Raw genomic sequence first — 24,715 nt, 5'->3', positions numbered from 1 at the left:
ACACATTAATATTTTATTTCCCGAAGTTTTGTCGAAATGCGAAAACAAGTTGTTCTCAATAGTGAACAATCAAAAGAGAGATAGATTTTGTAAAAATTGTTATTTTTTATTATTAATTTTCGGAATTTTTATTTATAATAGGTTATAGACTGAACAGTCAATTTTATTTCTTCGGGATGAAACTCGAAATGGGGGTATAGTATGTCTAACCAACAAGTAATAAATGCTGAACTTCAAGAAAAGGTCAATCAATTTAAAAAATTAGATGAAAAAATTACTCATCTAAATAGTGTACTTGCTCTAGCAGATTGGGATCAAAAAGTAATGGCACCTAAGAAAGGACGATCTCTTTTTGCCAATTCCATCGGAACGTTATCAACGGAGATATTTAAGCTATCTATCTCGCAAGAAATGGGTGAGCTATTAGAGGTATTAACAGAAGATAAATTCTATGAGCAACTTGATGACGTGACAAAAGCAATTGTACGTGAAAGAAATAACTTCTATAAACAGTCAAAAAGCATTCCATCTGAACTGTACAATGAATATATCGTCTTAACTTCAAATGCAAATAATGCATGGGAGGAAGCTAGAGAAACGAATAATTTTGAAGTTTATCTTCCCTATCTTGAACGAATTGTGGAAATTAAAAAGGAATTTACGAAGTATTATGGGTATGAGGGGCATCCATATAATGCATTATTAAATGAATTTGAGCCTGGATTAACAGTTGAAGTTTTAGATCCACTTTTTGCAGATTTACGAAAAAACAGCATTGATTTATTAAATCGAATCAATCTATCAACTTCTAAGCCAAGTGGCGAGGTTTTTGAAAAGCTTTACAACCCTGAGATTCAAAAAGAGTTTAATAAATTCTTACTTCCGCGAATTGGATTTGATATGGATGCTGGACGACTAGATGAAACCGTACATCCATTTGCTCAATCGATTAATACAGGGGATGTCAGAATTACAACTCGCTATCTTGAGGATAATGTTCGTTCGGCAATCTTTGGCACAATCCATGAAGCAGGACATGGTATTTATGAGCAAAACATAAATTCTGAATTAGAAGGAACATCAATCTGCAACGGAACATCCTTTGGAATTCATGAATCACAATCAAGATTTTTAGAAAATATGGTGGGACGTAGTGAAGAATTTTGGAAGTTCTTCTATCAAGATCTCCAAAATCATTTCCCTGACCAATTAGGAAATCTGGATGTGAAAGATTTTTATCGGGCAATTAATATCGTTGAGCCTTCATATATTCGAGTTGAAGCAGACGAATTAACGTATAATTTACATATCATGCTTCGTTATGAAATAGAAAAAGGACTCATTAGTGGGGAAATTGCTGTAAAAGACCTACCGAATGTATGGAATGAGAAGATGAACGAATATTTAGGGATTGTACCTCCAACTGATACTTTAGGGGTACTTCAAGATGTTCATTGGTCATTTGGCGGCTTAGGATACTTCCCTTCATACTCTCTTGGAAACTTATATGCAGCCCAAATTTTGAATACCATTAAGAAGGAGCTCCCTGACTTTTACGGGCATATTGAAAGAGGTGAGTTTACCGTTATTCAAAATTGGCTGAAAGAAAAAATACACAAATACGGGGCTATTTATACACCTGATGAATTAATTAAGAAAGTCACTGGCGAAAGCTTAAATGCTACTTATCTAGTGAACTACTTAGAAGAGAAATATTCTAAGGTTTACCAGTTATAAGCAAGATGTAATTAAAAATCATACACAAAAATGGAAGATAACTAACCTCGTCTCTATTTTGAGACGGGGTTAGTTTTAGTTTTATCGGAAATGAATGAATGGTATAATGCATTTTGGACAGTACAAGTAAGTAAGCATTAGGAGTGAAAAAAACTGAACAACGATAGATTTACAATACGTCAGATATGTATGCTCATCACGATTACACTTGCAGGAGTTTTATGGTCTGTAAGCTTTGATATCCCATTATTTATTGGATTTTTACCTGGATTTGTATTTCTCATTTCATTAATAATAGGGAAAGGAAAATCTCTTCGTGAAATTTGGAAGATTTGTAGAAAGGGAATAAACAAAACACAGACTGTCATTCTTATTTTATTTCTAGTTAGTTTTATCCTTCCTTCTTGGTATGAAGCAGGTACTATTCAAGTATTAGTTTCTGTTGCCTTGCAAATTATTACACCTGATCATTTCTTTTTGCTCTCCTTTATCATTGCGATGATTTTTTCAATGACGCTAGGTACTTCTATAGGAACCCTAAGTGCCGTTGGGATTCCAATCATGAGCAGTGCTATTTCAATCAATTTGTCACCTCAAATAGTAGCTGGTGCTTTGATATCGGGAGCATTTGTCGGGGACCGAACTTCACCTTTTTCAAGCGCTTTTCAGTTATTATCACACACGGTTGAGATTTCTAATATGAAGCAATTTAGAGCGTTGGCACTAACTACTATTCCAGCCATTCTAATTAGTATAGTCTTTTTTAGTTATTTAGATTCTCAATATAACTTGAAGCAAGGTGAAATAGCAGCATTTAGCTGGGAAGATTTATACTTTTTGAAGTTATTACCACCACTTGTATTAATTGTAGTGGTATTATTTCGGAAAGGTATTGTCTATGCTTTTCTATCAAGTATAATCTGTGCTAGTATCATTTCACTCATCGACGGAACTGCCATTTACCAACTTTTTCATGCCCTATTCTTTGGTATAGAGGGAATGGGCGGGGGCCTCATCAAGATGTATACACTTCTTATCTTTTTAGCATTAGCTGGAGCATATAATGGGCTTTTAGAAGAATATCGTGTTATCCAACCATTAGTCGATGGATGGTTCCATAAATCTAAAACCTTAGTTGAAGATTCCGTAAAAACAATCATTGCTACCTTAGGGATCTCTCTAATTGCTGCAAATCAAACATTACCGATTATCCTTACTGGTAGAACGTTACTACCTCACTGGATAAATCGCCGAACGAAAGCTGACCTAGCAAGAGTCATGGCAGATTCGACCATGCTGTTTCCAGGCATGATTCCATGGAGTGTACTAACGATTATGTGTAGTACGGTATTGGGCTTACCGGTTACTGAATATCTTCCTTATGCCATATTTTTGTGGGGTTTACCTTTTATTACGGTAGTGGTTTCGATGTTGAAACAACTTAACCACAACAAGAGAAAGGGAGGACTAATAAAAAGGGCAGCTTAAGTCTCATAGAAAAAAGCAGAGTTTATTAAACTCTGCTTTTTACATTAACCTGAATATTTTTTAGAAGTCTGTAAACGTAATGATGCTCGGCGTACCAGTCCAAAATATGAAAATAGAGCTAGTAAACTCGTTGATAATATAACGACTCCCATAGGAATGGCTGAATATTCTCCCGCGACGCCAACAAGTGGAGAAGTTATTGAACCAAGAACAAATGGTAGTAAACCTAATAGGGCGGAAGCACTTCCGGCAATATGTCCTTGGCTCTCAATAGCTAATGCGAAGGAGGTTGTTGAAATCATACCAATCGAACAAACCAAAAAGAAGATCGGAATCGCAACTGCTAGAAGTGGTGCCTCTAACAAAAGAGCTATTAACAAACAAGTACCTGCTGTAGTGGAAAGAAATAAACCGAATTTCAAAAACGTTCTCTCTGGGATAATATCTGATAAACGTCCAACAGACTGAGTTCCAATTATTAATGCCAGACCATTAACCCCAAATAGCAAACTAAATACTTGAGGTGACACCCCATAAATATTCTGATAAACAAAAGGAATACCAGAAACATAAGCAAAAATTCCAGCAATGATAAAGCCTTGTGTTAGTGCATAACCTAGAAACTCTCGATCTTTAAATAATGAACCAAAATTACCTAATACTCGAGTTAGATTACTCGGCACACGCTTCTCTACAGGTAATGATTCTTCTAGATTAATAGAGATTATAAGAAACAGCACAAAGCCCAAACCTGCTAAAACAATAAAAACTCCGTTCCAGTCAGTAATTGAAAGGACTCCACCACCAACAATTGGGGCAACGATAGGCCCAAGGTTACCAACCAACATCAATAAGGAGAAAAACTTTGTTAATTCCCTGCCGCTATAGATATCACGGACAATGGCTCTTGAAATTACAAGACCACCTGCTGCTGCAAAACCTTGTAGAAAGCGACCTACAATAAATAGATAAATAGATGGGGCAAAAGCACAAATGACGGAAGCAATCAAATACATGATAAGAAAAATTCGTAATGGCTTTCGTCGTCCTTGTACATCACTCATTGGACCAATAATTAATTGTCCCAATCCAAGTCCTAACAAACATGTCGTTAAACTGACTTGGACTAGTGATGCAGTCGTTTCATAATCCTCCACAATCGTAGGAAATGATGGTAGATACATATCGATCGTGAATGGTCCTAAGAGTCCAAGTGACCCTAAAAGTAATGCAAGTTGCAAACGTTTCGTTCCTGTAGGTTTGTTCATGTTGTTCTCGCCTTTCCTCACAGTCATTTGGACAAATAACATGTCCCTACGTACTATGTATTATTTCCTAATAATAACAAGCACCGAATTACACGTCAATATTTGGAACTTTTAAGAATTTAATAGATAAATTGTTAAATATTGTATTGGATTATGTGTTGAGATAATAAGGAAAAACTTTATTCCTGGTATTCTACATAAGAACTCTAATCGGAGGCTCGATTTAGTTCTTTTACTGAAGAAGAGACAGTCGGGGTGAAACCGAATCCACTTAACTGGCTTTAAAGCTGTTGATGTCAATCCAACGGGTTAATCATAGTCATTTCATTGGTAGTAATCATTTCTTCATACAGGACTTTTTGCGTAGGAGGAAATAACCATAATTGTCTAAAAATTCAATAAAATGATTGTATACGTACTTATATGGAAGAGATTAACATAGTTGTGAAATCCTAAATTCCCTTTTAATAAACTTTTAAATGCATTCAGCATCTTAAAAAGTTTATATAAATTTTTAAAAGAATGGAGGGCAGAAAGTTCATATTACTAATTATATGGGAAGGTGGAAAAGTATTTGAAGAGCTTTAAGATAATTTTATCTGTTTTTCTAACTTTATTATTAGTTTCAAGTAACTTTAATGTAGTGGCAGCGAATGCAAAAACGGGGACATCTCCTAATGGACCTGCATCACCAGTAAATTTACAGATTCCAAACCTTGCTTATGATGAAGACAGCATCACTCTTGTATGGGAAAAGCCGGAACAGTATAAGGACATCGTTGACTTTAATATCTACATGAATAAGAAGAAAATTGGAAGCGCTTTAGAAGATAATAGTGGACCAGCAAAAGCCTATATCGATAATTTCTATGAAAATATTGATAAGGATCATTTCCACGAGAAGATATTAATCCATAATTTTCAGGTTAATAATCTTAAACCAAATAAATCCTACCAATTTTATGTTACATCAGTAAATGCTGAAGGGGTGGAATCAGCACCTTCCAATAAAATTGTAGGAAAAACAACAAAAGCACCTGAAATTTTTAATATCATTGATTTTGGGGCAATCCCAGATGACGAAACAAAAGATACGGAAGCTATTCAGGCAGCAATTGACGCTGCTACTCCTGGTTCAAAGGTGGTAATTCCAGAGGGGAAATTTATCTCTGGAGAATTGTGGCTTAAATCTGATATGACATTACAAGTGGATGGGTATTTGCTTGGATCTCCAGATGCAGAAGATTACAGTATGAATTTTTGGCTTTATGACTATTCAACAGACGAACGTTCATATTCACTCATCAATGCACATACATACGATTATGGAAGTTTAAAAAACATTCGTATCGTGGGCAACGGCATCATTGATGGTAACGGGTGGAAATATGATAAGAATCATCCTACTGTCGATGAACTAGGAAATGAATTACCACGTTACGTCGCTGGCAATAATTCAAAAGTAACCGGAAGTGTAAAAGTAGAGAACGGGAAAATGAGCCCATTAAACCTTGAATCTGAAGATACATTTGGTATTCTTGCTGCAAACCAATCATATGCAGCACAAGAACTAGGTATGGATGTGAAGTCTGCTTATTCTACCCGCTCAAATCTGATTACTGTTCGTGGTGTAGATGGCATGTATTACGAAGGCATCACACAGCTAAATCCTGCAAATCACGGGATTGTAAACCTTCATAGTAAAAATATCGTTATAAATGGAACCATTTCTAAAACATACGATGGAAATAATGCTGATGGTTACGAGTTTGGTGACTCTCAAAATATCATGGTATTCAATAACTTTGTTGATACTGGTGATGATGCTATTAATTTCGCATCTGGTATGGGACAAGCAGCATCTAATAGTGAACCAACCGGAAATGCTTGGATATTCAACAACTATATCCGCGAGGGACATGGAGGGGTTGTCACCGGTAGTCACACAGGTGGGTGGATCCAAGACTTCCTAGTTGAAGATAATATCATGTATAAGACGGATGTCGGTTTACGTAGTAAGACAAATACACCAATGGGTGGTGGGGCAAAAAATATCCTTTTCAGAAACAATGCCTTAGAAGGTATTGACGGAGACGGTCCATTTGTCTTCACTTCCTCATATACGGATGCGAACGCTTCAATCTTATACGAACCAGCGGAAGTTATCTCGCAATTTAGAGATATGGAGATTGTAGATACAACTGTTCGAAATCAAGGCGGTAGTAAAAAACAAGCCATTCTAGTTAACGGGAATAATGATGCTGGCGAGGTTTATCATGAGAATATAACATTTAAAAATGTCAAATTCGATAATGTCTATTCTGTTAATATGAATTACGCAAAAGGCTTCAAATTTATTAATGTATCTTTTACAAATGTGAAGGATAACGGTGGAAATCCATGGAGAATTAAAAATTCTACTGGACTTATCTTTGAAAATACGACAAACGCTCCAGTAGATGCAACTCAACAACCCCAATGGTCTGAAAATGCAGGTATTCAAGCAGAATCTACACCTGACGGAAAAAGTGTGACATTAACTTGGGATGAAGCTACTGATAATGTAGGAGTTACGGGTTACACCATCTTTAAAGATGGTGAAAAACTCAATGAAGACTATACAACAACTAATCAAACTAGTTTTACTGTTGAGGGGCTCGCTCCTGCTAAAGAATACACATTTAAAGTGGAAGCTACTGATGCAATCGGAAATCGAACATCAAATGGTCCAGAAATTAAGGTAAAAACAAGTGGGGACGCTGACCAAACAGCTCCAGTTTTACCAGAGAATACAAGTATATCAGAATCAACTACTAAAATTCCTTCTAGTGATACATTTAGCGGGAAAGCAGTAGACGTTGTGTATACAGGGTTTACTTGGACTTCAATCACTTGGGATGTTGCTAAGGATGACACTGGAATAGCGGGTTATAATATTTACGCAAATGGAGAGTTAGTAGGATTTGCAACATCAAATAAATACACATTAACAGGTCTTGAACCTGGCACAGCATATAAGATTAAGGTTGAAGCAGTGGATCTTGCTGGTAATAAATCACCATATAATAGTGCTCTAGAGTTTGAGACAGCAAAGCAATATCCTATAGGGGCTCCGTATTTTGAAGGTGACCTAGAAGCAATGATTAATACAGACGGAACAAGTGTTTCGCTTTCCTGGAATGAGGCAAAAGCAAAAAATCAAGATGTAATCGGATACCGAGTATATGTGAATGGTCAAGCAATCAAACCAGATGGAGCGACATTCACACCGATTAATTCGGAAATGACAACATCTGATACTAGCTATACTGTAACAGGATTAAAACAAGGAAAACGCTACACCTTTAAAGTAGAAGCGGTTGGCCATGCAACTAAATATTCTAAGAGAGAAAGACTCTCAGATGTCCTACCAAACGGCCTTGTCGAAGTCTCAGGTTACAGATGGAGTGGATTTGGACCAAGTGTCGATGTTCACCTCATTCCTGGTAAAGCAAAGAGCAAACAAGCTAAGTCTAATTAATCTATAAATCCAAAGAAGTGTAAAAAAGCCAACGTCATTAAAATGACGTTGGCTTTTTAATTCATAAAAATGACTGTTATGAATATGACGTTGGTCTTTATAGCAAAGAAATAGATCATACGTTCCTATCTACTTATATAAATGAAATAACCTTTTGTTATTTAACTCTTTTTAGACAATTTAACATGTTTTTGAAGGACGAAAAAATTCTAAAAATAGTTTATTAGATAAAGCGTGATGGTGGATAAGAGGAATTTATCCTGGTCAAAAATAAAGTCATGTTGCATGGACAAGCTAGTCTATAAGCTTTTCTATTTAGTAAATTCATAGTCTTAACTGTTTTCAATTAAAAATAGGCATTAGAATCAGGCACAATACCCATTAATCGTTCATAGTTTGTTGGGGAAAGACTTAGAATTATTTCCAATATAACTTAATCATATTACTTTACTATTTTGTTCGTTCTATTTTCTTTTAAAGTACTTTCACCCCTTATTAAATGAATAATCGGAGGTAATGTTCGTGAACAATTTCAAAATGAACTTCAAATGTTGAACATTGGAGATTTCCATTCGAGCGAAGCAGTTCCTTGGGACCCAAATCAGTATTATGAGGAATCTGCCCGTCAAATAGGTGGAATTGGCGGATTCGGTACATTTGGACGATGTTCAAGTTGCTTTAGTTGTTTTCGATGCTTTAATTGCTTTAATTGCTTTAATTGTTTCCGTTGCTTTAGTTGCTTTAGTTGCTCTAATTGTGGTGGACGCTGTGGCGGTGGACACCGTTGTGGAGGCGGAGGACGCTGTGGAGGCGGACACCGTTGTGGAGGTTATTAATTCGAATTTAATTATTAAACTAATCTAGCCTATTAAAAAGGCAGCCCCTAAAAAATTGCTTTAGGGGCTTTCTCTCTAAGATTAGACATATAAGACAAATTTCTGTACATAGGATTATAGTGACTGTGATGGTATAGAAACCTTAGTTGGATATTTTGTAAAGGAGGAGCGAAATGACAAAATTAACCCCTTCTATGCGTCTCAAAGTAAAAAGAGACACGTTTTTTCTCCCTGTTTCAAACAACGGAGTATATTTTCGGAATAATACAAGTTCGTTCAGTATGAAAGGAAATACGATTGATAAGTGGGTTCAAAAACTAATACCGATGTTCAATGGAGAGTACACGTTGGGGAATATAACAGAAGGATTACCCGGTCCATACCGTGAGCGGGTATATGAAATTGCGGAAGCACTGTATCGTAACGGATTTGTTCAGGATGTTAGTCAAGATTTACCGCATCAATTGCAATCTCATGTTACTAAGAAGTTTGCATCTCAAATTGAATTCTTAGAAAATTTCGGAGATTCAGGTGCTTACCGCTTTGAACTTTATCGACAGTCAAAAGTTTTGGTGGTTGGAGCTGGCCCATTCTTAGTATCTTTGGTATCTGCATTACTCGAATCCGGATTACCAAAGTTCCATGTATTTATTACCGATCAAGTATCTACTAATAGAAAGAGGTTGTCAGAACACGTTGTACATGCACGTCAAACCGACCCAGAGGTAATGGTAAATGAGTTAAACCCACAAAAGGATGAGATGAGTTCATGGCGGGAAATTGTGCAAGAATTCCAATTCATTTTGTATGTGTCACAAGAGGGTGATGTTGAGGAATTGCGGGCTCTTAATGAGATTTGTACAGAGGAAAAAAAGGGATTTCTCCCCTCTATTTGTTTAGAACACATAGGTATGGCTGGTCCTCTAGTACGTCCTAATTCTCAGGGGTGTTGGGAATCTGCATGGAGGCGCATTCACGAATCTGCACTTCACAACGATCAGTCGTTATCCAATTTCTCTGAAATAGCAGGAGCAATGCTTGCAAATGTAATCGTCTTTGAATTGTTCAAAGAGATTACCAGAAGAACCGAAATGGAAAAAGAGGATAATCAATTCTTTTTACTTAACCTAGATACTTTGGAGGGGAACTGGCATTCCTTCATCCCACACCCCTTTGTGACGGGATTTGCAGAAGCTAAACGGATACACGATTTAGATTTAAGGAGCAAAGAAGGAGTTAGCGGTGGTGATGTGGATAAATTGTTTCTATTATTCAATCATGTGACATCACCTGAAACAGGAATTCTTCATACTTGGGAAGAAGGGGATTTGAAGCAACTTCCCTTATCACTATGTCGGGTTCAGGCAGCAAACCCTTTGTCAGATGGGCCTGCTAAACTGTTGCCAGAGATTGTCTGTGCTGGTTTGACTCATGTGGAGGCTCGGAGGGAAGCAGGGTTGATCGGGATTGAAGCCCATGTTTCTCAAATGTTTAATCATATCTTTAAAACTCCTCCACAACTTGAAGTAGATGGTAGTATTAGAGAAAAAAACGAATTTATCAGTGTAGGAATGGGGGAAACGTTAGCAGAAAGTGTATGCAGGGGATTGCAAAAGTGTTTGGTTAAGGAACTAAGTGAAAAAAATGTAGAACGGAAGCATACTGTATCACTTGTTGAATTGGAATCTTTAAAAGATAAGCACTGTCAGTTTTATATGCAGGTATTGACTAGGTTGAATGGTGCACCGATTATCGGCTTAGGAGAGAAGGTTTCTGGATTCCCTGTTGTTTGGATTGGTACTAATAACCGCTGGTATAGCGGTATAGGATTGACTATCACAAAGGCATTGGAAAACGCATTACAACACGCAATTATGAAGGCAGAAAACATTGGGGATTTTCAAACATCTCATGCAATGGAAGTTTCTTCGGTACAGCTGGAGGAAACTGTCCCACTCAGCCTTGAAATACCTTCTTGTGAAAGAATGTTTCATGCCGAGATTTTGAATTCCGCTATAAAAGTATTAGAACGTAACAACAAACAAATATTGGTATTTGAACTTCAAATAGAACCATTTTGGAAAAAGGAACAAGTTGAACTGTGTGGTGTTCTTTTAAGAAAGGTGGAGTCCACATGAATGCTATCGTGGTGATTATCGGAGAAGGTTTTTTAGCTGATCACGTGTCCGAAGAATTGGCCTCCCATTACATGTTAATTCGTCATCCCGATATCAACTCAGGAATACCAGAAGAGACTAATTTGGTTTTAGTATTGCATGAAGCCTGGAATCCCTCCATCCATCAAAAAGCAGAAGAGTTATTACGCCCTAAGGGAATCCCCTGGTTACGAGGTTTTGTTTCCTTTGGAGAGGGTGTGGTTGGTCCGTTGGTTCGACCAGGTTCCACAGGTTGTTCCCAATGCGCTGACATGAGACGCCTCATGGCTGGCCGTGACCGAATAGAAATGCAGGATATGCAGAAACACCTTGCGGAACAGAGAGGAATTACTCGTGATGTTTGGGCATCTAACACGGGGCTTTTGCAGATGGCATATTTGATAGTTGGAGAGGTCAAGCGTATTCTAGATGGAAATATCCCTCATTCAGAAGGAAAACTACTATTAATGAACTTGCAAACTCTAAAAAGTTCATGGCATTCCTTTCTTTCTAATCCACTTTGTTCAGTGTGTGGTGGACTTCCCGTAGATTCAAAAGATAGTGCCAAAATTACTCTTCAACCAAGTCCTAAGACCAGCCTTGACAGTTATCGATGCCGTTCTATAGACGACTTAGAAACATTCTTAGTAGACGACTATTTGGATCCTAAGACTGGCTTTTTAAATGGTAAAATGTATGACCTCTTGCCGCCTTTTGCAGATGTAGGTGTTAATTTGCCTTTGCTGATAGGTGACGAGGGAGTTGCCGGACGGACCCATTCATACAAAGTAAGTGAATTGACTGCGATATTAGAAGGCTTGGAGCGGTACTGTGGTCTTGCTCCACGTGGCAAAAGAACTGTCGTACATGATAGTTTCCGCAATTTAGAGGGAAAAGCACTAAATCCTCTCACAGTAGGCATTCATGAACCGGAAAAATATTCTCAACCGGGTTTTCCGTTTAAACCGTTTGATCCTGATAGCCCAATGAATTGGGTATGGGGCTATTCACTTTTACAAGATCGACCGATTCTTGTTCCAGAGTTGCTTGCCTATTACAGCTTAGGCGATGGGGAGGGCTTTGTCTATGAAACCTCAAACGGATGTGCATTAGGAGGAAGCTTAGAAGAGGCTATTTTCTACGGAATAATGGAAGTAGTGGAACGTGATTCATTTTTGATGACCTGGTACGCGCAAATGTCCATACCCCAATTAGACCCGTATTCATCTAACGATAGGGAATTGGAGTTAATGGTTGATCGCATACGTGCAGTTGCAGGATATGAAATATTTTTGTTCAACTCGACGATGGAGCACGGAATTCCAAGCGTATGGGCATTGGCAAAAAACAGAAAGAAAGATGGATTAAATATTATTTGTGCAGCAGGAGCGCATCCCGACCCGATTCGAGCTGCTAAAAGCGCAGTTCATGAACTGTCCGGTATGATGCTTACGCTTGACGAAAAATTTGAGGAGAACAAGGGAGAGTATCTGCATATGTTGCATGATTCTTCCCTTGTTCAGAAAATGGATGATCATGGCATGCTCTATGGATTGCCGGAAGCGGAAGAGCGTCTAAAGTTTTTGCTGCACGAAAGTCGTCCATTGCGAACATTTGCCGAGGAATTCAAGTTGAAGGTACCACATTCAGACCTTACCGAAGATCTTAAAGACATTCTCCGGGAGTTTCGTCGATTGAAACTTGATGTAGTTGTTGTGGATCAAACGACATCGGAAACCCTACGAAATGGACTTCACTGTGTAAAAGTATTAATACCAGGAATGTTACCGATGACATTTGGACACCATCTTACTCGAATAACGGGACTTGAGAGGGTATTGAAGGTACCAATGGAGCTAGGGTATGAGAATCATCTTCTTACACTAGAACAGCTTAACCCACATCCACACCCGTTTCCATAAGTAGACTAGGAGGTAGTAGGATGAGTCTGAATGAATTTCTGTACAACTTACATTTTGACATTGATAAAGTAAGCCCACCAGATAAGGTAGTCGATTGGGATGATTCACCTTTGACATATAAATTATACCGTGACTTGGAGAGTTTTCCGATGACTTTAGATGTGCCGTTGAAGCTAGAAGAGCAGGATGTCCCCAGTAAACCTACTCATAGCAGAATGGGGCATTTTCTGTGGTATGTATTTGGTCTTAGTCAAATAAGCCAATCAGTCTTCACAACGGACCAAGACGTTGATCTAATGCAGTCGTACAGACGGTATGTCCCTTCCGGAGGAGCTTTATATCCAAACGAATTATACGTTTATCTAAAATTGGAGGATTTGCCTTTTGGGGTATACCACTATGATGTTGCACACCATCGATTAGTATTACTACGAGAAGGTAATTTCGATTTTTATATCAACCAAGCTCTTGGTAACCGCATTGATTTGTCTGCATGTTTTGGTACGGTTTTTATATCAACAATGTTTTGGAAAAATTTCTTTAAATACAACAACTTTTCCTTCCGTTTACAAGGGTTGGATACGGGAGTTCTGATTGGACAGTTACTCGAAGTAGCAAAACGGTTTGGATTTGAGACAGGGGTATACTTCCAATTTCTTGATAAGGCAATCAACCATCTACTCGGGCTATCCGAAAAAGAAGAAAGCATATATGCGGTTATTCCACTTACTGTAGAACCAACAAACTGGAATATTATTCAAAGTGACAGATACGGTAACGTCAATTCAGTGGAACTAGCTAGTAAATTGAATGAAATTAATAATAATTACTATTTACGATCACAGAGGGTACAAGAGTACCCAATGTTAACAAAGCTTAATGAAGAGTCTTTTATTGACTCCACGGAATCAATTTATAAAATTAAGCCCAAAAAAAGAATATTTTGTCGGGGTCCTAAAGTAACTCTTCCTCAGGTGAATCGTTTATCTTACGACCTTGCGTCGGTCTTGCAAAAGCGTTTTTCACCGGACATGGATTTCATTATTGGAAAGGTAAATCAGCTGGAACTGGCTAGTTTACTACAAGAGGCAACAGATTCCTTCGCATATCGAAATGATTTGGACAACGAAATAAAAGGGCAGGAGTCCCGTATCTCACTGTATGGCTGTTTTCATAATGTTGAGGGAATTCCGGATGCTGCTTATTCTTATGATAGCATTACTCATTCGTTACAACAGATAGAACCTGGAGACCATCGACTTGACCTTCAATACGGAATGTCTGCAGATAATGTAAATTTAACCCAAGTCCCACTCTGCTTTCACGTGGCAGGAGATAGAGATCACTTAAAAACTTCACTAGGTCTAAGAGGTTACCGGATTCAACAAATGGAAGCTGGTATGCTGGTGCAGAGATTACTTTTGGCGGCCACAGCAATTGGATGGGGAGGACACCCACTTCTAGGATTTAATGCGAATATGAATGATAAGATTTACAAAATGGATTCACATAAAAAAACTAGTTTAATCCAAATACCAATCGGTCCTTATCGACCTCGACCATGGTTAAGGGGTAGCTTACGTAGCTAAAGCAGAACACTTTAGAAAAGCAAAGAGAACTATTTTCTTTGCTTTTTTTGATAGAGCAACATTTCAACGTCAAACAATGGAAAAATTGGGAACAATAAAGAAAATTTTCGTTAGAATAAACAAACAATTAGATAGAAAAGAAAAGGACATCAAGGATGATAGAAAGTTCCTTTTATGGACGGCGTACAGTTTAGGTGCTGCACTGTTAGGAACAGTAACCTTTGTAGCTCCAAGAGCAATTGATGAATATACCGATAATAAAAAGATATGAATAAAAAACTGATACTAGCATTAGGGCTGAATAGCTCTGATCCCTCATACTTACTTGTGTAGGTGCTGTTGCTTATTTGTTTGATTAGATGAAGGAGGCCCTCTGTTTTCTCTAGTTGATAAATAGTGATATCATCATAATATAAGGAGGGCTGTGAAAATGGATACGATAATTTTTGATGTCGATGATACACTATATGATCAAGCACAATCTTTTCATAGAACGGTGAGGAAGCTTTTTCAAGAGCCATTTTCAGACGAGGAGATTGATCAATTATATACTGCAAGTCGTAAGTATAGCGAGATATTATTTGATCAAAGTGAAGCAGGTGAAATATCCCAATTTGAATGGCAAACCGGACGAATTATGGCTGCCTGTAAGGACTTTAACATCCCAATAGATACAGAAAAAGCAGCTATTTTTCATGAAACGTATGTGACCGAACAAAAAAACATTACGTTGTTTCCCGAAGTCGAGGAACTGCTAAATGTGCTCTACAAAGAAGGAAAACAGCTGGGAATTCTTACAAATGGTGAAGAAAAACATCAAGCAATGAAAATTAAACAACTCAGCCTTAGTCGATGGATTCCGGCAGAGATGACGTTTATTTCAGGTACAATTGGTCATGCAAAACCGAAAAGAGAAGTATTTGATTTTATTGAAAAGAAACTAGACCTTGACCAAACCAAAACCGTGTATATTGGGGATAATTTTGAAAAAGATATTATCGGAGCAAAACAAGCAGGCTGGCAAGCGATCTGGATGAATCATCGTAAGAAAGCTTTACCGACTAATGCTACCTATAAACCAGATAAAGAAGTACATAGTGCCATGGAGTTATTAGAATTATTTACGAAAAAGGCTTATTTATGGTAGGAATCAGCGATTGTCATCCTGGTTCCTATTTAGGTTTTTAGCTTTTATGTGCAGTCCAGTAATTAAAGTTTCTTGTTAAGGTTCCCTTTGTGGTAAAATTTAGATAATTCTAACCACAAGGGGTGGATGGTGTGAAATTTGAAAATCAAGTGGCGCTTATAACCGGGGGAACTTCTGGAATTGGACTAGCCGTAGCAGAACGATTACTTCGTGAGAGTGGAAAAGTTGTCATAGTTGGTCGTAATAGGGAACGCGGAAACTCAGCCCTAGAAAAACTGAAACAGATTAGTCCACATGTTCTTTTTCTATCAGTCGATGTAAGCAAAGGAATAGAAGTAGAACAGATGGTAAAAGAAACAGTGAACACATTTGGAAGAATCGACTTTGCATTTAATAATGCGGGAAATGCGGAAGGTACGCCTGCATTAACACATGAATTAAGTGAAGAAGACTTCGACCATATGATGGGTTCTACGATCAAAGGAGTTTGGTTGTGTATGAAGTATGAGCTGCAAGCAATGATTGAAAATGGTGTTGGTTCAATCGTTAATACATCATCCCTGGATGCCTTGATTTGTTCGGCATACACTACAGCATATGCAGCTGGGAAAAGTGGCATTCTGGCATTAACCCGCGGAGTCGCCCAAGAATATGGGAGTAAAGGAATTCGAGTTAATGCCATTACACCTGGTGCAATCAGGACTCCGATGATCGAACGAAAATTTGAAAACTTGACTGAAGAGCAATCAGAATGGTTAGAAGAAAAGTACAACAGCCTTAATGCCCTAGGAAGAATGGGGACCTCCTCTGAAGCGGCCGATGTGGTAACCTGGTTATTTTCTAAAGAATCTTCCTTTGTAACAGGTCAAAATATCATTGTTGATGGTGGAGTTTCCATCGTGACAAAATAAAGCTGTCTGGACTTAAAACCTGCGATGGTCAATAAGTGGAGTCAATAATAAGCTAATCTGTTTCTCTTTAAAGTTACTCGCATTTGAAAAGCTATAAATAAAATTAGATATAGAATAGAGGCAGTGGATTTCACATCAGAAATCACACTGCTTTTAACCATTATACTTATGGTTGATGAAGTTTTTATTCAGTTTACATAATATCTATTCTAGGAACTTAGACAAGATTACAAAATAAGCAGCAAATACATGATATAATCAAGTGCATACAGATTCCGTTAGCATCAATAATTGCCTTTATCATTAACTTACATATTAAATTAAACTACACAGTATATTCATTTAGGAGCTGATCTACCAAATGCCTTATGAAAGTAAAATTAGATACCATAATGCCGATCGTGTAACCAAAAATACGACTGTTAGCCACAGTTTACTGGAACAAATTAAAGAAATTGCAAACCGCAAACAAGTTCCATTTAATCAATTACTAACTGAAGGAATTGATTATGTATTAGATACATATAAGAAACCAAAAGAATTTAAAGCCCCAGCTAAACCTAAAGATCGCATAAAAATGGGCACAACATTTAGCAATTCACAATATGAACAACTAAAAGTTCGTGCACAGAGATTTCATACACATGCAAACACGTTAATTGAAATCGGAATGGAATTTATCATTAAAAAATATCAAAATGGTTAATTCCAACCCTCCCTCTTTTTTTCTTCATTTTAGTTTACATAATATTATTATGATTAACTTTATACTTTTTTCCAAACCTTATTGTTCCATCTTTTAATTCATCTTCCCACGTATGTTCATGAACTCATCTAATAACTCCTTCATCTCAACTTGATTAAGTCTAATCGGCATCTGATCATTTAACGTAATATAATGCTCCAGTTCCCCACTCTCTACTTTTCCCGATAAGTAATCGCAAATGGCCCCTAACCTCTCCTTACTTATGACAGATTGTGTATTCATGTGCTTGAATTGAGTTAACACAAACGCATCTTCTTCAATTTCTCCCATAATCAACTTATTCTCATCCATTAATTTTTCCACCTTTCTTATCATTAAATTGCTCTTCCTCCCTCTTATTTATAACAACTAACAACTTTATTCATTGAATCTTTATTTCTTTTCTTGTATGTTTTAATTATCTATATGGAAAGGATCGAGAAATTGATGACCCAAAAGCTATATTATGAAAATCCATACCTAACAAATTGGACAACTACAGTAACAAAGATGATAAAAAAAGAAGAATTCTGTCTTGTAACACTTGAGGAAACTGCTTTTTATCCTGAAGGCGGTGGGCAACCATCTGATTCTGGACAAATTGATAATATTCAAGTATTAGATGTGTATCAAGAAGCTGGAGAGGTTTACCATAAACTCCCCCATCCCCCAGAAAACTTGACTGTAGAATGTCAAATTGATTGGAAACTACGATATGACCATATGCAACAGCATACCGGCCAGCACTTGTTATCGGCGATCTGTATTGAAGAGTATGATGCACACACATCAAGCTTCCATTTAGGGAAAGACACGGTATCTATTGATTTAAGTGTTCCTGAATTTAATGCCGATCAACTCCTTCACATTGAAAATAAGGTTAATAAAGCTATCTATGAAAACCGTGAAATTAGAACATATTTTGTGTCTAAAGAACAAGCAAGTACCCTTCCTCTTCGAAAAACACCTGATGTTGAAGGGGATGAAATGCGCATTGTTGAAATTGACGGTATCGATACATCCGCATGTGCAGGCACACATGTCTCAAGAACTGGCGAATTAGGAGTTATGAAGCTTCTAAAAACAGAAAAAAGTAAAGGAAATACACGTGTGTATTTTATTTTCGGCGGCCGTGCTTTAGAGGATTATCAAGCAACACATAACGTATTAACAACCTTAGCAAACAAACATAGCACGAATCGTGAAGGGCTAATCGAAAAAATTACTAAAATAGAAGTAGATAACAAACAACTCCAGAGAGAAATCGAGGAATTAAAAGGAAAACTTAATCATTTCCTTGCTCAGGAGCTTATTCAAACGCATAATGATACAATCATTATCGAATCATTTGATGAGAAAGCTTTAAAAGAACTTCAAGGAATTGCAAAACAAATTAATGAGGCATCCAATCAATGTGTGATTTTTACATCTACACTAGAAAGTAAACTACTTATCTCCCATAATGGAACGCTTCCCATTGAGTGTGGAAAGTTATTTAAACAAGAGCTAAAAAACTATAATGGTAAAGGTGGCGGCAATAATACGACCGCACAAGCAGCATTCGATAACTTAGAAGATATGGAGGCATTTAAAAGCTTTTTAGAAACAAAAATTAAAGAATACTTATAAGTAAAAAGCTACCTGTGATGGTAGCTTTTTACTATAGTTTATCTGAATTAAAGTTTAGATTAATGACACCGGCTTTTGTTAAAGAATCATAAAGAATCACTAAAAGAGGACCAAGTAGTAATCCAACAATGCCGATTATTTTAAACCCTAGGTACATACTGATGAGTGCTGCTAAAGCACTGATACCAAAACTTTGTGAATAAACCTTTGGTTCAATAATTTTTCGAATTACGGTTATGAGTACAAAAAGAATCAATAACCCTATTCCAAGCTTTGTATTTCCGTTAATTAATACGAAAATCGCCCATGGCACAATAAAAGATCCTGTACCTAATATCGGTAGTAAATCGACTAGTACAATGAGCAAAGACACAATTAGAAGATACTTTACATCTAGAATCCAAAGTCCTACATATGTGATAATAAAAGTTACTCCACTAAGAACCAGTTGAGCCTTTAAAAAGCCAACAAATATCTTTTTCAACTGGGTTGTCACAATCTTCATTTTTTCAATAGAACTTTCCTGCAGCATATCTTTAAGTCTATTTTTAATTCCAGGTAGATCATTCATGAAAAGAAAAGCTGCCACTAAATAAACAATTAATTCTAATAATAGCTGAGGAAGACTTGAAACAAAACTAAACGTCCCCTCTGTTAAATTCCTTGCTGCAACGATTAATAAATCCTGGAAGGAATACAAAGTATTCATAATAGAATCCAAGACTTCCTTAGGTAGATCCTCAAAATAAGTTTCAAACTTTTCAAAGGTTGCAATAATTTGGTCTGTATCAATACTTGAAACATAAAACGGTATATTTTTCACGACTGTGATCAGTTGGTTAATAATGACATTGACTAACAAGTACCCCAAAAATAAAACAAATACCATAAAAATAACAAACGTTACTGTAACCGAATATATTCGTTTAAACCGGTATTTTGTTATTAATAAATTGACAATTGGCTCCAATAAAAGGGCAGTTAGAAAGGCCAAAATCAATGAAATTGACATTGGTAATAAATACAATAAAACAATTGCTATTACGAGAAGGAGAATGTTTCTTTTATTAATATATTTTTTTACCATTTTCTCAAAATTACCTACTCTCTAATCCTTATAAAATTATTGTACAGTAAAGCAGGCGTATTTAAAATATAAATATTTTTCAAAATAGATACTTCTTGTTAACAATATTATTTCAAAATCAAAAACAGCTACCCTTAAGTAGCTGCTTTTCAAGCATGATTATTTTATTTCGTCGGTATTTTCCTCATTCGTAACAATCCATGTATCAATTACTTCTCCCGCTTCATCTGTATCTACGACAAATGAACCGTTGCTATATCGATCATTTGGTCGTAAGGATTTTGTTTCGACTGATTCGATTTTTCCGTTTTGAGTTTTAAGGAAAAGCTCATCAAGATTTGTAACAAGATGTGCGCCTACAATACGATGTGGATGATTCTTTAGCTCACGAAGCATTACTAGTCCACGTTTAGCTCGTGTTGCTTTTTCAAATTCTGTGATTTTCATCTTCTTAACGGCTCCGCGTTGTGTAACAATACTAAGTTCAGCTGGCGTTGATGGTGGTACAACTGAACCGGCAACAACATAATCGCCATCCTTAAGGTTGATACCTTTAACGCCTGCTGCTCTAGCACCCACAACATTGACTTCTTCTTCACCAAACCAGAGTCCGTACCCTAGATGTGTAACTAAAAAGACATCCATATTGCCGTTTGTGATATGAGCAGATACGACTTCATCATCATTTTTCAAATTAATTGCAACAAGTGGTTTTGAATATCGTTGTGCTTTGTACATAGTCAGCTCTGATTTTTTCACCATTCCGTTTTTGGTGATAAAGAGTAGGTATTCCGGCAACTCGAAATTCGTAACAGGGAATGCCTCTATTATGAATTCATCACGATCTATACTTATGATATTGGCAACATGTTGACCTAGATCTTTCCACCTTATATCCGGTAATTCGTGAACTGGAATATATAAATAATTCCCTTTGTTAGTAAAGAGCAGTAATGTATCGGTTGTATTGATTTCAAATTTGTGCAACAGTCGATCTGTGTCCTTCATGCCAAAGTCTTGGCCGTTTGATGCAGCATATGATCGAGGGCTTGTCCGTTTAACATAGCCGTCCTGGGTAACAGTAACAATCACATCCTCAGATGGAATTAACACTTCAAGATTAATCTTAATTTCTTCGATCTCGTCTTCTATTTTCGAACGGCGATTATCTGCATAGGTTTTTTTCACTCGCTTCAGATCATTTTTAATGACCTGAAACAGCTTGCGTTCATTTTGTAGAATTTCAACTAATTCGCTTATCTTTTTGTTTAACTCATCATATTCTTGCTGAAGTGCTGTGATATCGGTATTTGTTAAGCGATATAATTGCAAGGAAACGATTGCTTCAGACTGCGGCTCTGTAAATCCGAATTTATCGATTAAATTATTTTTCGCGTCTTTTTTATCCTTTGAAGCACGAATTGTCGCAATAACTTCATCTAAGATAGATAACGCCTTAATAAGACCTTCAACAACATGCTGACGTTCACGTGCTTTATCTAATTCATAATGAGAACGATTGGTAATAACCTCTTTTTGGTGGGCAATGTACGCATCCAATATTTTCGGCAGACTCATCAATACTGGTCGTCTGTCCATAATAGCGACCATGTTAAAGTTATAGGTTATTTGAAGATCAGTATTTTTATAGAGGAAATTGAGCACTCCCTGCGCATCTGCCTCTTTTTTTAATTCAATAACAATTCTTAAGCCTGTTCGGTCTGTTTCATCACGTACCTCATTTATACCTTCCACTTTACGATCTAATCGAATCTCGTCAATTTTTTTAACCATATTTGCTTTATTCACTTCATATGGTATTTCAGTAACAACGATTTGTTGTTTTCCACCGCGAAGATCCTCAATCTCTACTTTTCCACGGACAATGATTTTTCCTTTTCCCGTTTCATAGGCTTTCTTTATCCCTTCAATCCCTTGAATAATGCCACCTGTTGGAAAATCAGGACCCTTAATCACTTCCATAAGTTCATCGACAGTTGAGTTTGGATTGTCTATACGCTTGATGACACCATCTATGACTTCACCTAGATGATGAGGTGGAATATCTGTAGCATAACCTGCAGAGATTCCAGTAGAACCATTTACAAGTAAGTTTGGGAACATCGCAGGTAATACAACGGGTTCCTTACTTGTATCATCAAAGTTAGGAATGAATTCAACGGTGTTTTTTTCAATATCACGTAACAACTCGGAAGCAAGACTCGAAAGACGTGCTTCGGTATAACGCATCGCTGCTGGTGGATCACCATCATTACTACCATTGTTTCCGTGCATTTCCACCAGGACATTCCGAACCTTCCAATCCTGACTTAGACGAACCATCGCATCATATACAGATGTGTCTCCGTGGGGATGGTAATTACCAATTACATTACCAACCGTTTTTGCCGATTTACGGAAACCTTTTTCAGCTGTATTACCCTCAACATGCATGGCATAAAGAATTCTTCTTTGAACGGGTTTAAGACCATCTCTTGCATCTGGTAAAGCACGATCTTGAATAATATATTTACTATATCTACCGAAACGATCTCCAATTACCTCCTCAAGAGGTAGATCACGGTATTGTTCTGTTTGTACCATTTATTGTTACTCCCCTTCTACGACCGATAAATTTTCATTGTCCAAAATATTCGAATCATCTTCAAGACCAAAGGCAACATTTGATTCAATCCACTTACGGCGCGGTTCAACCTTATCGCCCATTAGTGTAGTTACTCTTCGTTCAGCTCTTGCTACGTCATCGATACGGACTCGAATTAGCGTTCTCGTTTCAGGGTTCATTGTCGTATCCCAAAGCTGGTCGGCATTCATTTCTCCTAAACCTTTATAGCGTTGAATCATATAGCCTTTTCCGACTTTAGCGATTGCATCCTTTAATTCATTATCATTCCATGCATACTCAATGACTTCTTTTTTACCTGTTCCTTTACTTACCTTATAGAGCGGTGGTAATGCAATATATACCTTACCCGCTTCAATTAATGGCTTCATATATCGATAAAAGAAGGTTAAAAGCAATACTTGAATATGAGCACCGTCGGTATCAGCATCTGTCATGATAACAATCTTATCATAATTAATATCAGCAATAGTAAAATCAGCTCCAACGCCACCGCCAATTGTATGAATGATTGTATTGATCTCTTCATTTTTAAAGATATCGGCAAGCTTTGCTTTTTCTGTATTAATAACTTTACCTCTCAACGGGAGAACTGCTTGGAAACGACGATCACGTCCTTGTTTGGCCGACCCTCCAGCAGAATCTCCTTCAACAAGATAAAGCTCATTTTTATCTGGATTTTTTGACTGGGCAGGGGTTAATTTACCACTTAGTAACGCTTCGGATTTCTTTCGTTTCTTTCCGCTTCTAGCTTCTTCTCTTGCTTTTCTTGCTGCCTCTCTAGCTTGAGCAGCTTTTACCGATTTTTTAACAAGAAGGGTACTTATATCTGGATTTTCCTCAAGAAAATAAGCGAGGTTTTCAGAAACGACTGAATCAACAGCTGAGCGTGCTTCACTCGTTCCAAGCTTTCCTTTTGTTTGTCCTTCAAATTGCAATAATTCTTCAGGAATACGAACGGATACAATTGCCGTTAATCCCTCGCGAATATCAGAACCATCAAGATTTTTATCTTTTTCTTTTAATTGGCCTGTTTTACGAGCATATTCATTAAAAGCACGGGTCAAAGCTGTTTTCGATCCAACTTCATGTGTACCTCCATCCTTTGTTCTTACGTTATTTACAAAGGATAAGATATTCTCTGAATACCCATCATTAAATTGAAACGCAAAATCTACCTCAATTCGGTTCTGAACCCCTTCAAAAGAAACGACAGGATGTAGTACATCCTTTTCCTCATTCAAGTATTCTACGAACGCTTCAATCCCATTTTCATAATGATAAACCTCATGGAAATCATTGCGGTCATCAAAAATCTCAATCTTTAGCCCTTTTAATAAGAAGGCTGATTCTCTTAAACGCTCACTCAATGTTTCAGAATTAAATGTAGTCGTACTAAAAATAGTAGGGTCCGGCTTAAAATGGATCGTGGTACCCGTTTGATTTGTTTTTCCGATGTTCTCAAGAGTAGTAACAGGTTTGCCACCATTTTCAAAGCGCTGTTCATATACAAATCCATTACGCTTAATCGTGACTGTAAGCCATTCAGACAAAGCATTCACAACCGATGCTCCAACCCCATGGAGACCTCCACTTGCTTTATACCCACCTTGACCAAATTTTCCGCCTGCGTGGAGCACGGTAAAAATAACCTCAGGTGTTGGTTTACCCATTTTATGCATACCAGTTGGCATTCCACGTCCTTTATCCTGGACACTTAAACTATTGTCTTTATGGATTCTAACAATGATGTGATTCCCATAACCTGATAGAGCTTCGTCGACCGAGTTATCTACAATTTCATAAACTAGGTGGTGAAGTCCTTTACCATCAGTGCTTCCAATATACATACCAGGTCTCTTTCTAACGGCTTCAAGGCCTTCTAGTACCTGTATTGCATCATCATTGTAGTCAAATTGTTGCTTCGCCAAAAAACATACCCCTTTCATATACAAAACACTTGGGTTTTACCCCAAGTACATAGCTAAAAATAGCCTCTCTCTATATAAGTAGTATCACTAATTTAGTTGTTTCTT

Annotated in this window: 16 protein-coding genes; 11 read left to right on the top strand and 5 right to left on the bottom strand. The window is 37.2% G+C overall.

The window, feature by feature from the left end; all coding sequences use genetic code 11:
* Positions 1-201: 201 nt before the first annotated feature.
* Together AC6CHV_RS00375 and AC6CHV_RS00370 are read left to right on the top strand one after the other, a co-directional pair.
* Positions 202-1,737, top strand: coding sequence for a carboxypeptidase M32 (locus tag AC6CHV_RS00375; protein WP_341331780.1), 1,536 nt, complete (start codon positions 202-204; stop codon positions 1,735-1,737).
* 189 nt (positions 1,738-1,926) lie between these two features.
* Positions 1,927-3,225, top strand: coding sequence for a Na+/H+ antiporter NhaC family protein (locus AC6CHV_RS00370; RefSeq protein WP_498077848.1), 1,299 nt, complete (start codon positions 1,927-1,929; stop codon positions 3,223-3,225).
* A 44-nt stretch (positions 3,226-3,269) separates the two neighbouring features.
* On the opposite strand, the gene AC6CHV_RS00365 is transcribed toward AC6CHV_RS00370, so the two are convergent.
* On the bottom strand, positions 3,270-4,493 hold the full coding sequence (locus AC6CHV_RS00365) for a Bcr/CflA family efflux MFS transporter (protein ID WP_498077847.1): 1,224 nt from the start codon (positions 4,491-4,493) through the stop codon (positions 3,270-3,272).
* Between the two features lie 574 nt (positions 4,494-5,067).
* On the opposite strand from AC6CHV_RS00365, the gene AC6CHV_RS00360 reads away from it, so the two are divergent.
* The 8 genes from AC6CHV_RS00360 (at position 5,068) to AC6CHV_RS00325 (ending at position 17,280) form a co-directional block, all read left to right on the top strand.
* Positions 5,068-8,013 (top strand): fibronectin type III domain-containing protein, encoded by a 2,946-nt coding sequence (locus AC6CHV_RS00360; protein WP_498077846.1) that lies wholly within the window; start codon positions 5,068-5,070, stop codon positions 8,011-8,013.
* Between the two features lie 548 nt (positions 8,014-8,561).
* Positions 8,562-8,849 (top strand): heterocycloanthracin/sonorensin family bacteriocin, encoded by a 288-nt coding sequence (locus AC6CHV_RS00355; protein WP_498077845.1) that lies wholly within the window; start codon positions 8,562-8,564, stop codon positions 8,847-8,849.
* Between the two features lie 173 nt (positions 8,850-9,022).
* Complete coding sequence (locus AC6CHV_RS00350; RefSeq protein WP_121449440.1) at positions 9,023-10,987, top strand: putative thiazole-containing bacteriocin maturation protein; 1,965 nt, start codon at positions 9,023-9,025, stop codon at positions 10,985-10,987.
* On the top strand, positions 10,984-12,927 hold the full coding sequence (locus tag AC6CHV_RS00345; RefSeq protein ID WP_498077844.1) for a TOMM precursor leader peptide-binding protein: 1,944 nt from the start codon (positions 10,984-10,986) through the stop codon (positions 12,925-12,927). The genes AC6CHV_RS00350 and AC6CHV_RS00345 overlap by 4 nt, the downstream gene beginning before the upstream one ends.
* Before the next feature lie 20 nt (positions 12,928-12,947).
* A complete protein-coding gene (locus AC6CHV_RS00340) occupies positions 12,948-14,516 on the top strand; it encodes a SagB family peptide dehydrogenase (protein WP_498077843.1) in 1,569 nt (522 codons plus the stop codon).
* A gap of 430 nt (positions 14,517-14,946) precedes the next feature.
* On the top strand, positions 14,947-15,663 hold the full coding sequence (locus AC6CHV_RS00335) for an HAD family hydrolase (RefSeq protein ID WP_440272953.1): 717 nt from the start codon (positions 14,947-14,949) through the stop codon (positions 15,661-15,663).
* Between the two features lie 131 nt (positions 15,664-15,794).
* A complete protein-coding gene (locus AC6CHV_RS00330; RefSeq protein ID WP_341331789.1) occupies positions 15,795-16,574 on the top strand; it encodes an SDR family NAD(P)-dependent oxidoreductase in 780 nt (259 codons plus the stop codon).
* Between the two features lie 361 nt (positions 16,575-16,935).
* On the top strand, positions 16,936-17,280 hold the full coding sequence (locus tag AC6CHV_RS00325; RefSeq protein ID WP_440274232.1) for a hypothetical protein: 345 nt from the start codon (positions 16,936-16,938) through the stop codon (positions 17,278-17,280).
* Positions 17,281-17,373: 93 nt separating this feature from the next.
* Here AC6CHV_RS00325 and AC6CHV_RS00320 read toward each other — a convergent pair whose 3' ends face one another.
* Positions 17,374-17,631, bottom strand: a complete 258-nt coding sequence (locus tag AC6CHV_RS00320) for a hypothetical protein (protein ID WP_440274231.1) — start codon at positions 17,629-17,631, stop codon at positions 17,374-17,376.
* A gap of 135 nt (positions 17,632-17,766) precedes the next feature.
* Between AC6CHV_RS00320 and AC6CHV_RS00315 the strand changes: the two genes are divergently transcribed.
* Entirely contained in the window at positions 17,767-18,948 is a 1,182-nt protein-coding gene (locus AC6CHV_RS00315; RefSeq protein ID WP_498077842.1) for a DHHA1 domain-containing protein, read from the top strand.
* A 31-nt stretch (positions 18,949-18,979) separates the two neighbouring features.
* Here AC6CHV_RS00315 and ytvI read toward each other — a convergent pair whose 3' ends face one another.
* From ytvI to parE, 3 genes are all read right to left on the bottom strand, one after another.
* A complete protein-coding gene (gene ytvI, locus AC6CHV_RS00310) occupies positions 18,980-20,035 on the bottom strand; it encodes a sporulation integral membrane protein YtvI (RefSeq protein ID WP_498077841.1) in 1,056 nt (351 codons plus the stop codon).
* A 159-nt stretch (positions 20,036-20,194) separates the two neighbouring features.
* Entirely contained in the window at positions 20,195-22,639 is a 2,445-nt protein-coding gene (parC, locus tag AC6CHV_RS00305; RefSeq protein ID WP_498077840.1) for a DNA topoisomerase IV subunit A, read from the bottom strand.
* Between the two features lie 6 nt (positions 22,640-22,645).
* On the bottom strand, positions 22,646-24,628 hold the full coding sequence (gene parE / locus AC6CHV_RS00300) for a DNA topoisomerase IV subunit B (RefSeq protein ID WP_498077839.1): 1,983 nt from the start codon (positions 24,626-24,628) through the stop codon (positions 22,646-22,648).
* Positions 24,629-24,715: the final 87 nt, after the last annotated feature.

Source organism: Ferdinandcohnia sp. GQ5 (assembly GCF_059759275.1).
The sequence above is the reverse complement of the archived record's forward strand: the minus strand, read 5'-3'. Positions and strand labels throughout refer to the sequence as shown.

Excerpts from the sequence above, each read along its gene's own strand:
- AC6CHV_RS00375 (WP_341331780.1), top strand. The coding sequence starts at position 202 with ATGTCTAACCAACAAGTAATAAATGCTGAACTTCAAGAAAAGGTCAAT.
- AC6CHV_RS00370 (WP_498077848.1), top strand. The coding sequence starts at position 1,927 with ATGCTCATCACGATTACACTTGCAGGAGTTTTATGGTCTGTAAGCTTT.
- AC6CHV_RS00365 (WP_498077847.1), bottom strand. The coding sequence starts at position 4,493 with ATGAACAAACCTACAGGAACGAAACGTTTGCAACTTGCATTACTTTTA.
- AC6CHV_RS00355 (WP_498077845.1), top strand. The coding sequence starts at position 8,562 with ATGTTGAACATTGGAGATTTCCATTCGAGCGAAGCAGTTCCTTGGGAC.
- AC6CHV_RS00350 (WP_121449440.1), top strand. The coding sequence starts at position 9,023 with ATGACAAAATTAACCCCTTCTATGCGTCTCAAAGTAAAAAGAGACACG.
- AC6CHV_RS00345 (WP_498077844.1), top strand. The coding sequence starts at position 10,984 with ATGAATGCTATCGTGGTGATTATCGGAGAAGGTTTTTTAGCTGATCAC.
- AC6CHV_RS00340 (WP_498077843.1), top strand. The coding sequence starts at position 12,948 with ATGAGTCTGAATGAATTTCTGTACAACTTACATTTTGACATTGATAAA.
- AC6CHV_RS00335 (WP_440272953.1), top strand. The coding sequence starts at position 14,947 with ATGGATACGATAATTTTTGATGTCGATGATACACTATATGATCAAGCA.
- AC6CHV_RS00325 (WP_440274232.1), top strand. The coding sequence starts at position 16,936 with ATGCCTTATGAAAGTAAAATTAGATACCATAATGCCGATCGTGTAACC.
- AC6CHV_RS00320 (WP_440274231.1), bottom strand. The coding sequence starts at position 17,631 with ATGGATGAGAATAAGTTGATTATGGGAGAAATTGAAGAAGATGCGTTT.
- AC6CHV_RS00315 (WP_498077842.1), top strand. The coding sequence starts at position 17,767 with ATGACCCAAAAGCTATATTATGAAAATCCATACCTAACAAATTGGACA.
- ytvI (WP_498077841.1), bottom strand. The coding sequence starts at position 20,035 with ATGGTAAAAAAATATATTAATAAAAGAAACATTCTCCTTCTCGTAATA.
- parC (WP_498077840.1), bottom strand. The coding sequence starts at position 22,639 with ATGGTACAAACAGAACAATACCGTGATCTACCTCTTGAGGAGGTAATT.
- parE (WP_498077839.1), bottom strand. The coding sequence starts at position 24,628 with ATGAAAGGGGTATGTTTTTTGGCGAAGCAACAATTTGACTACAATGAT.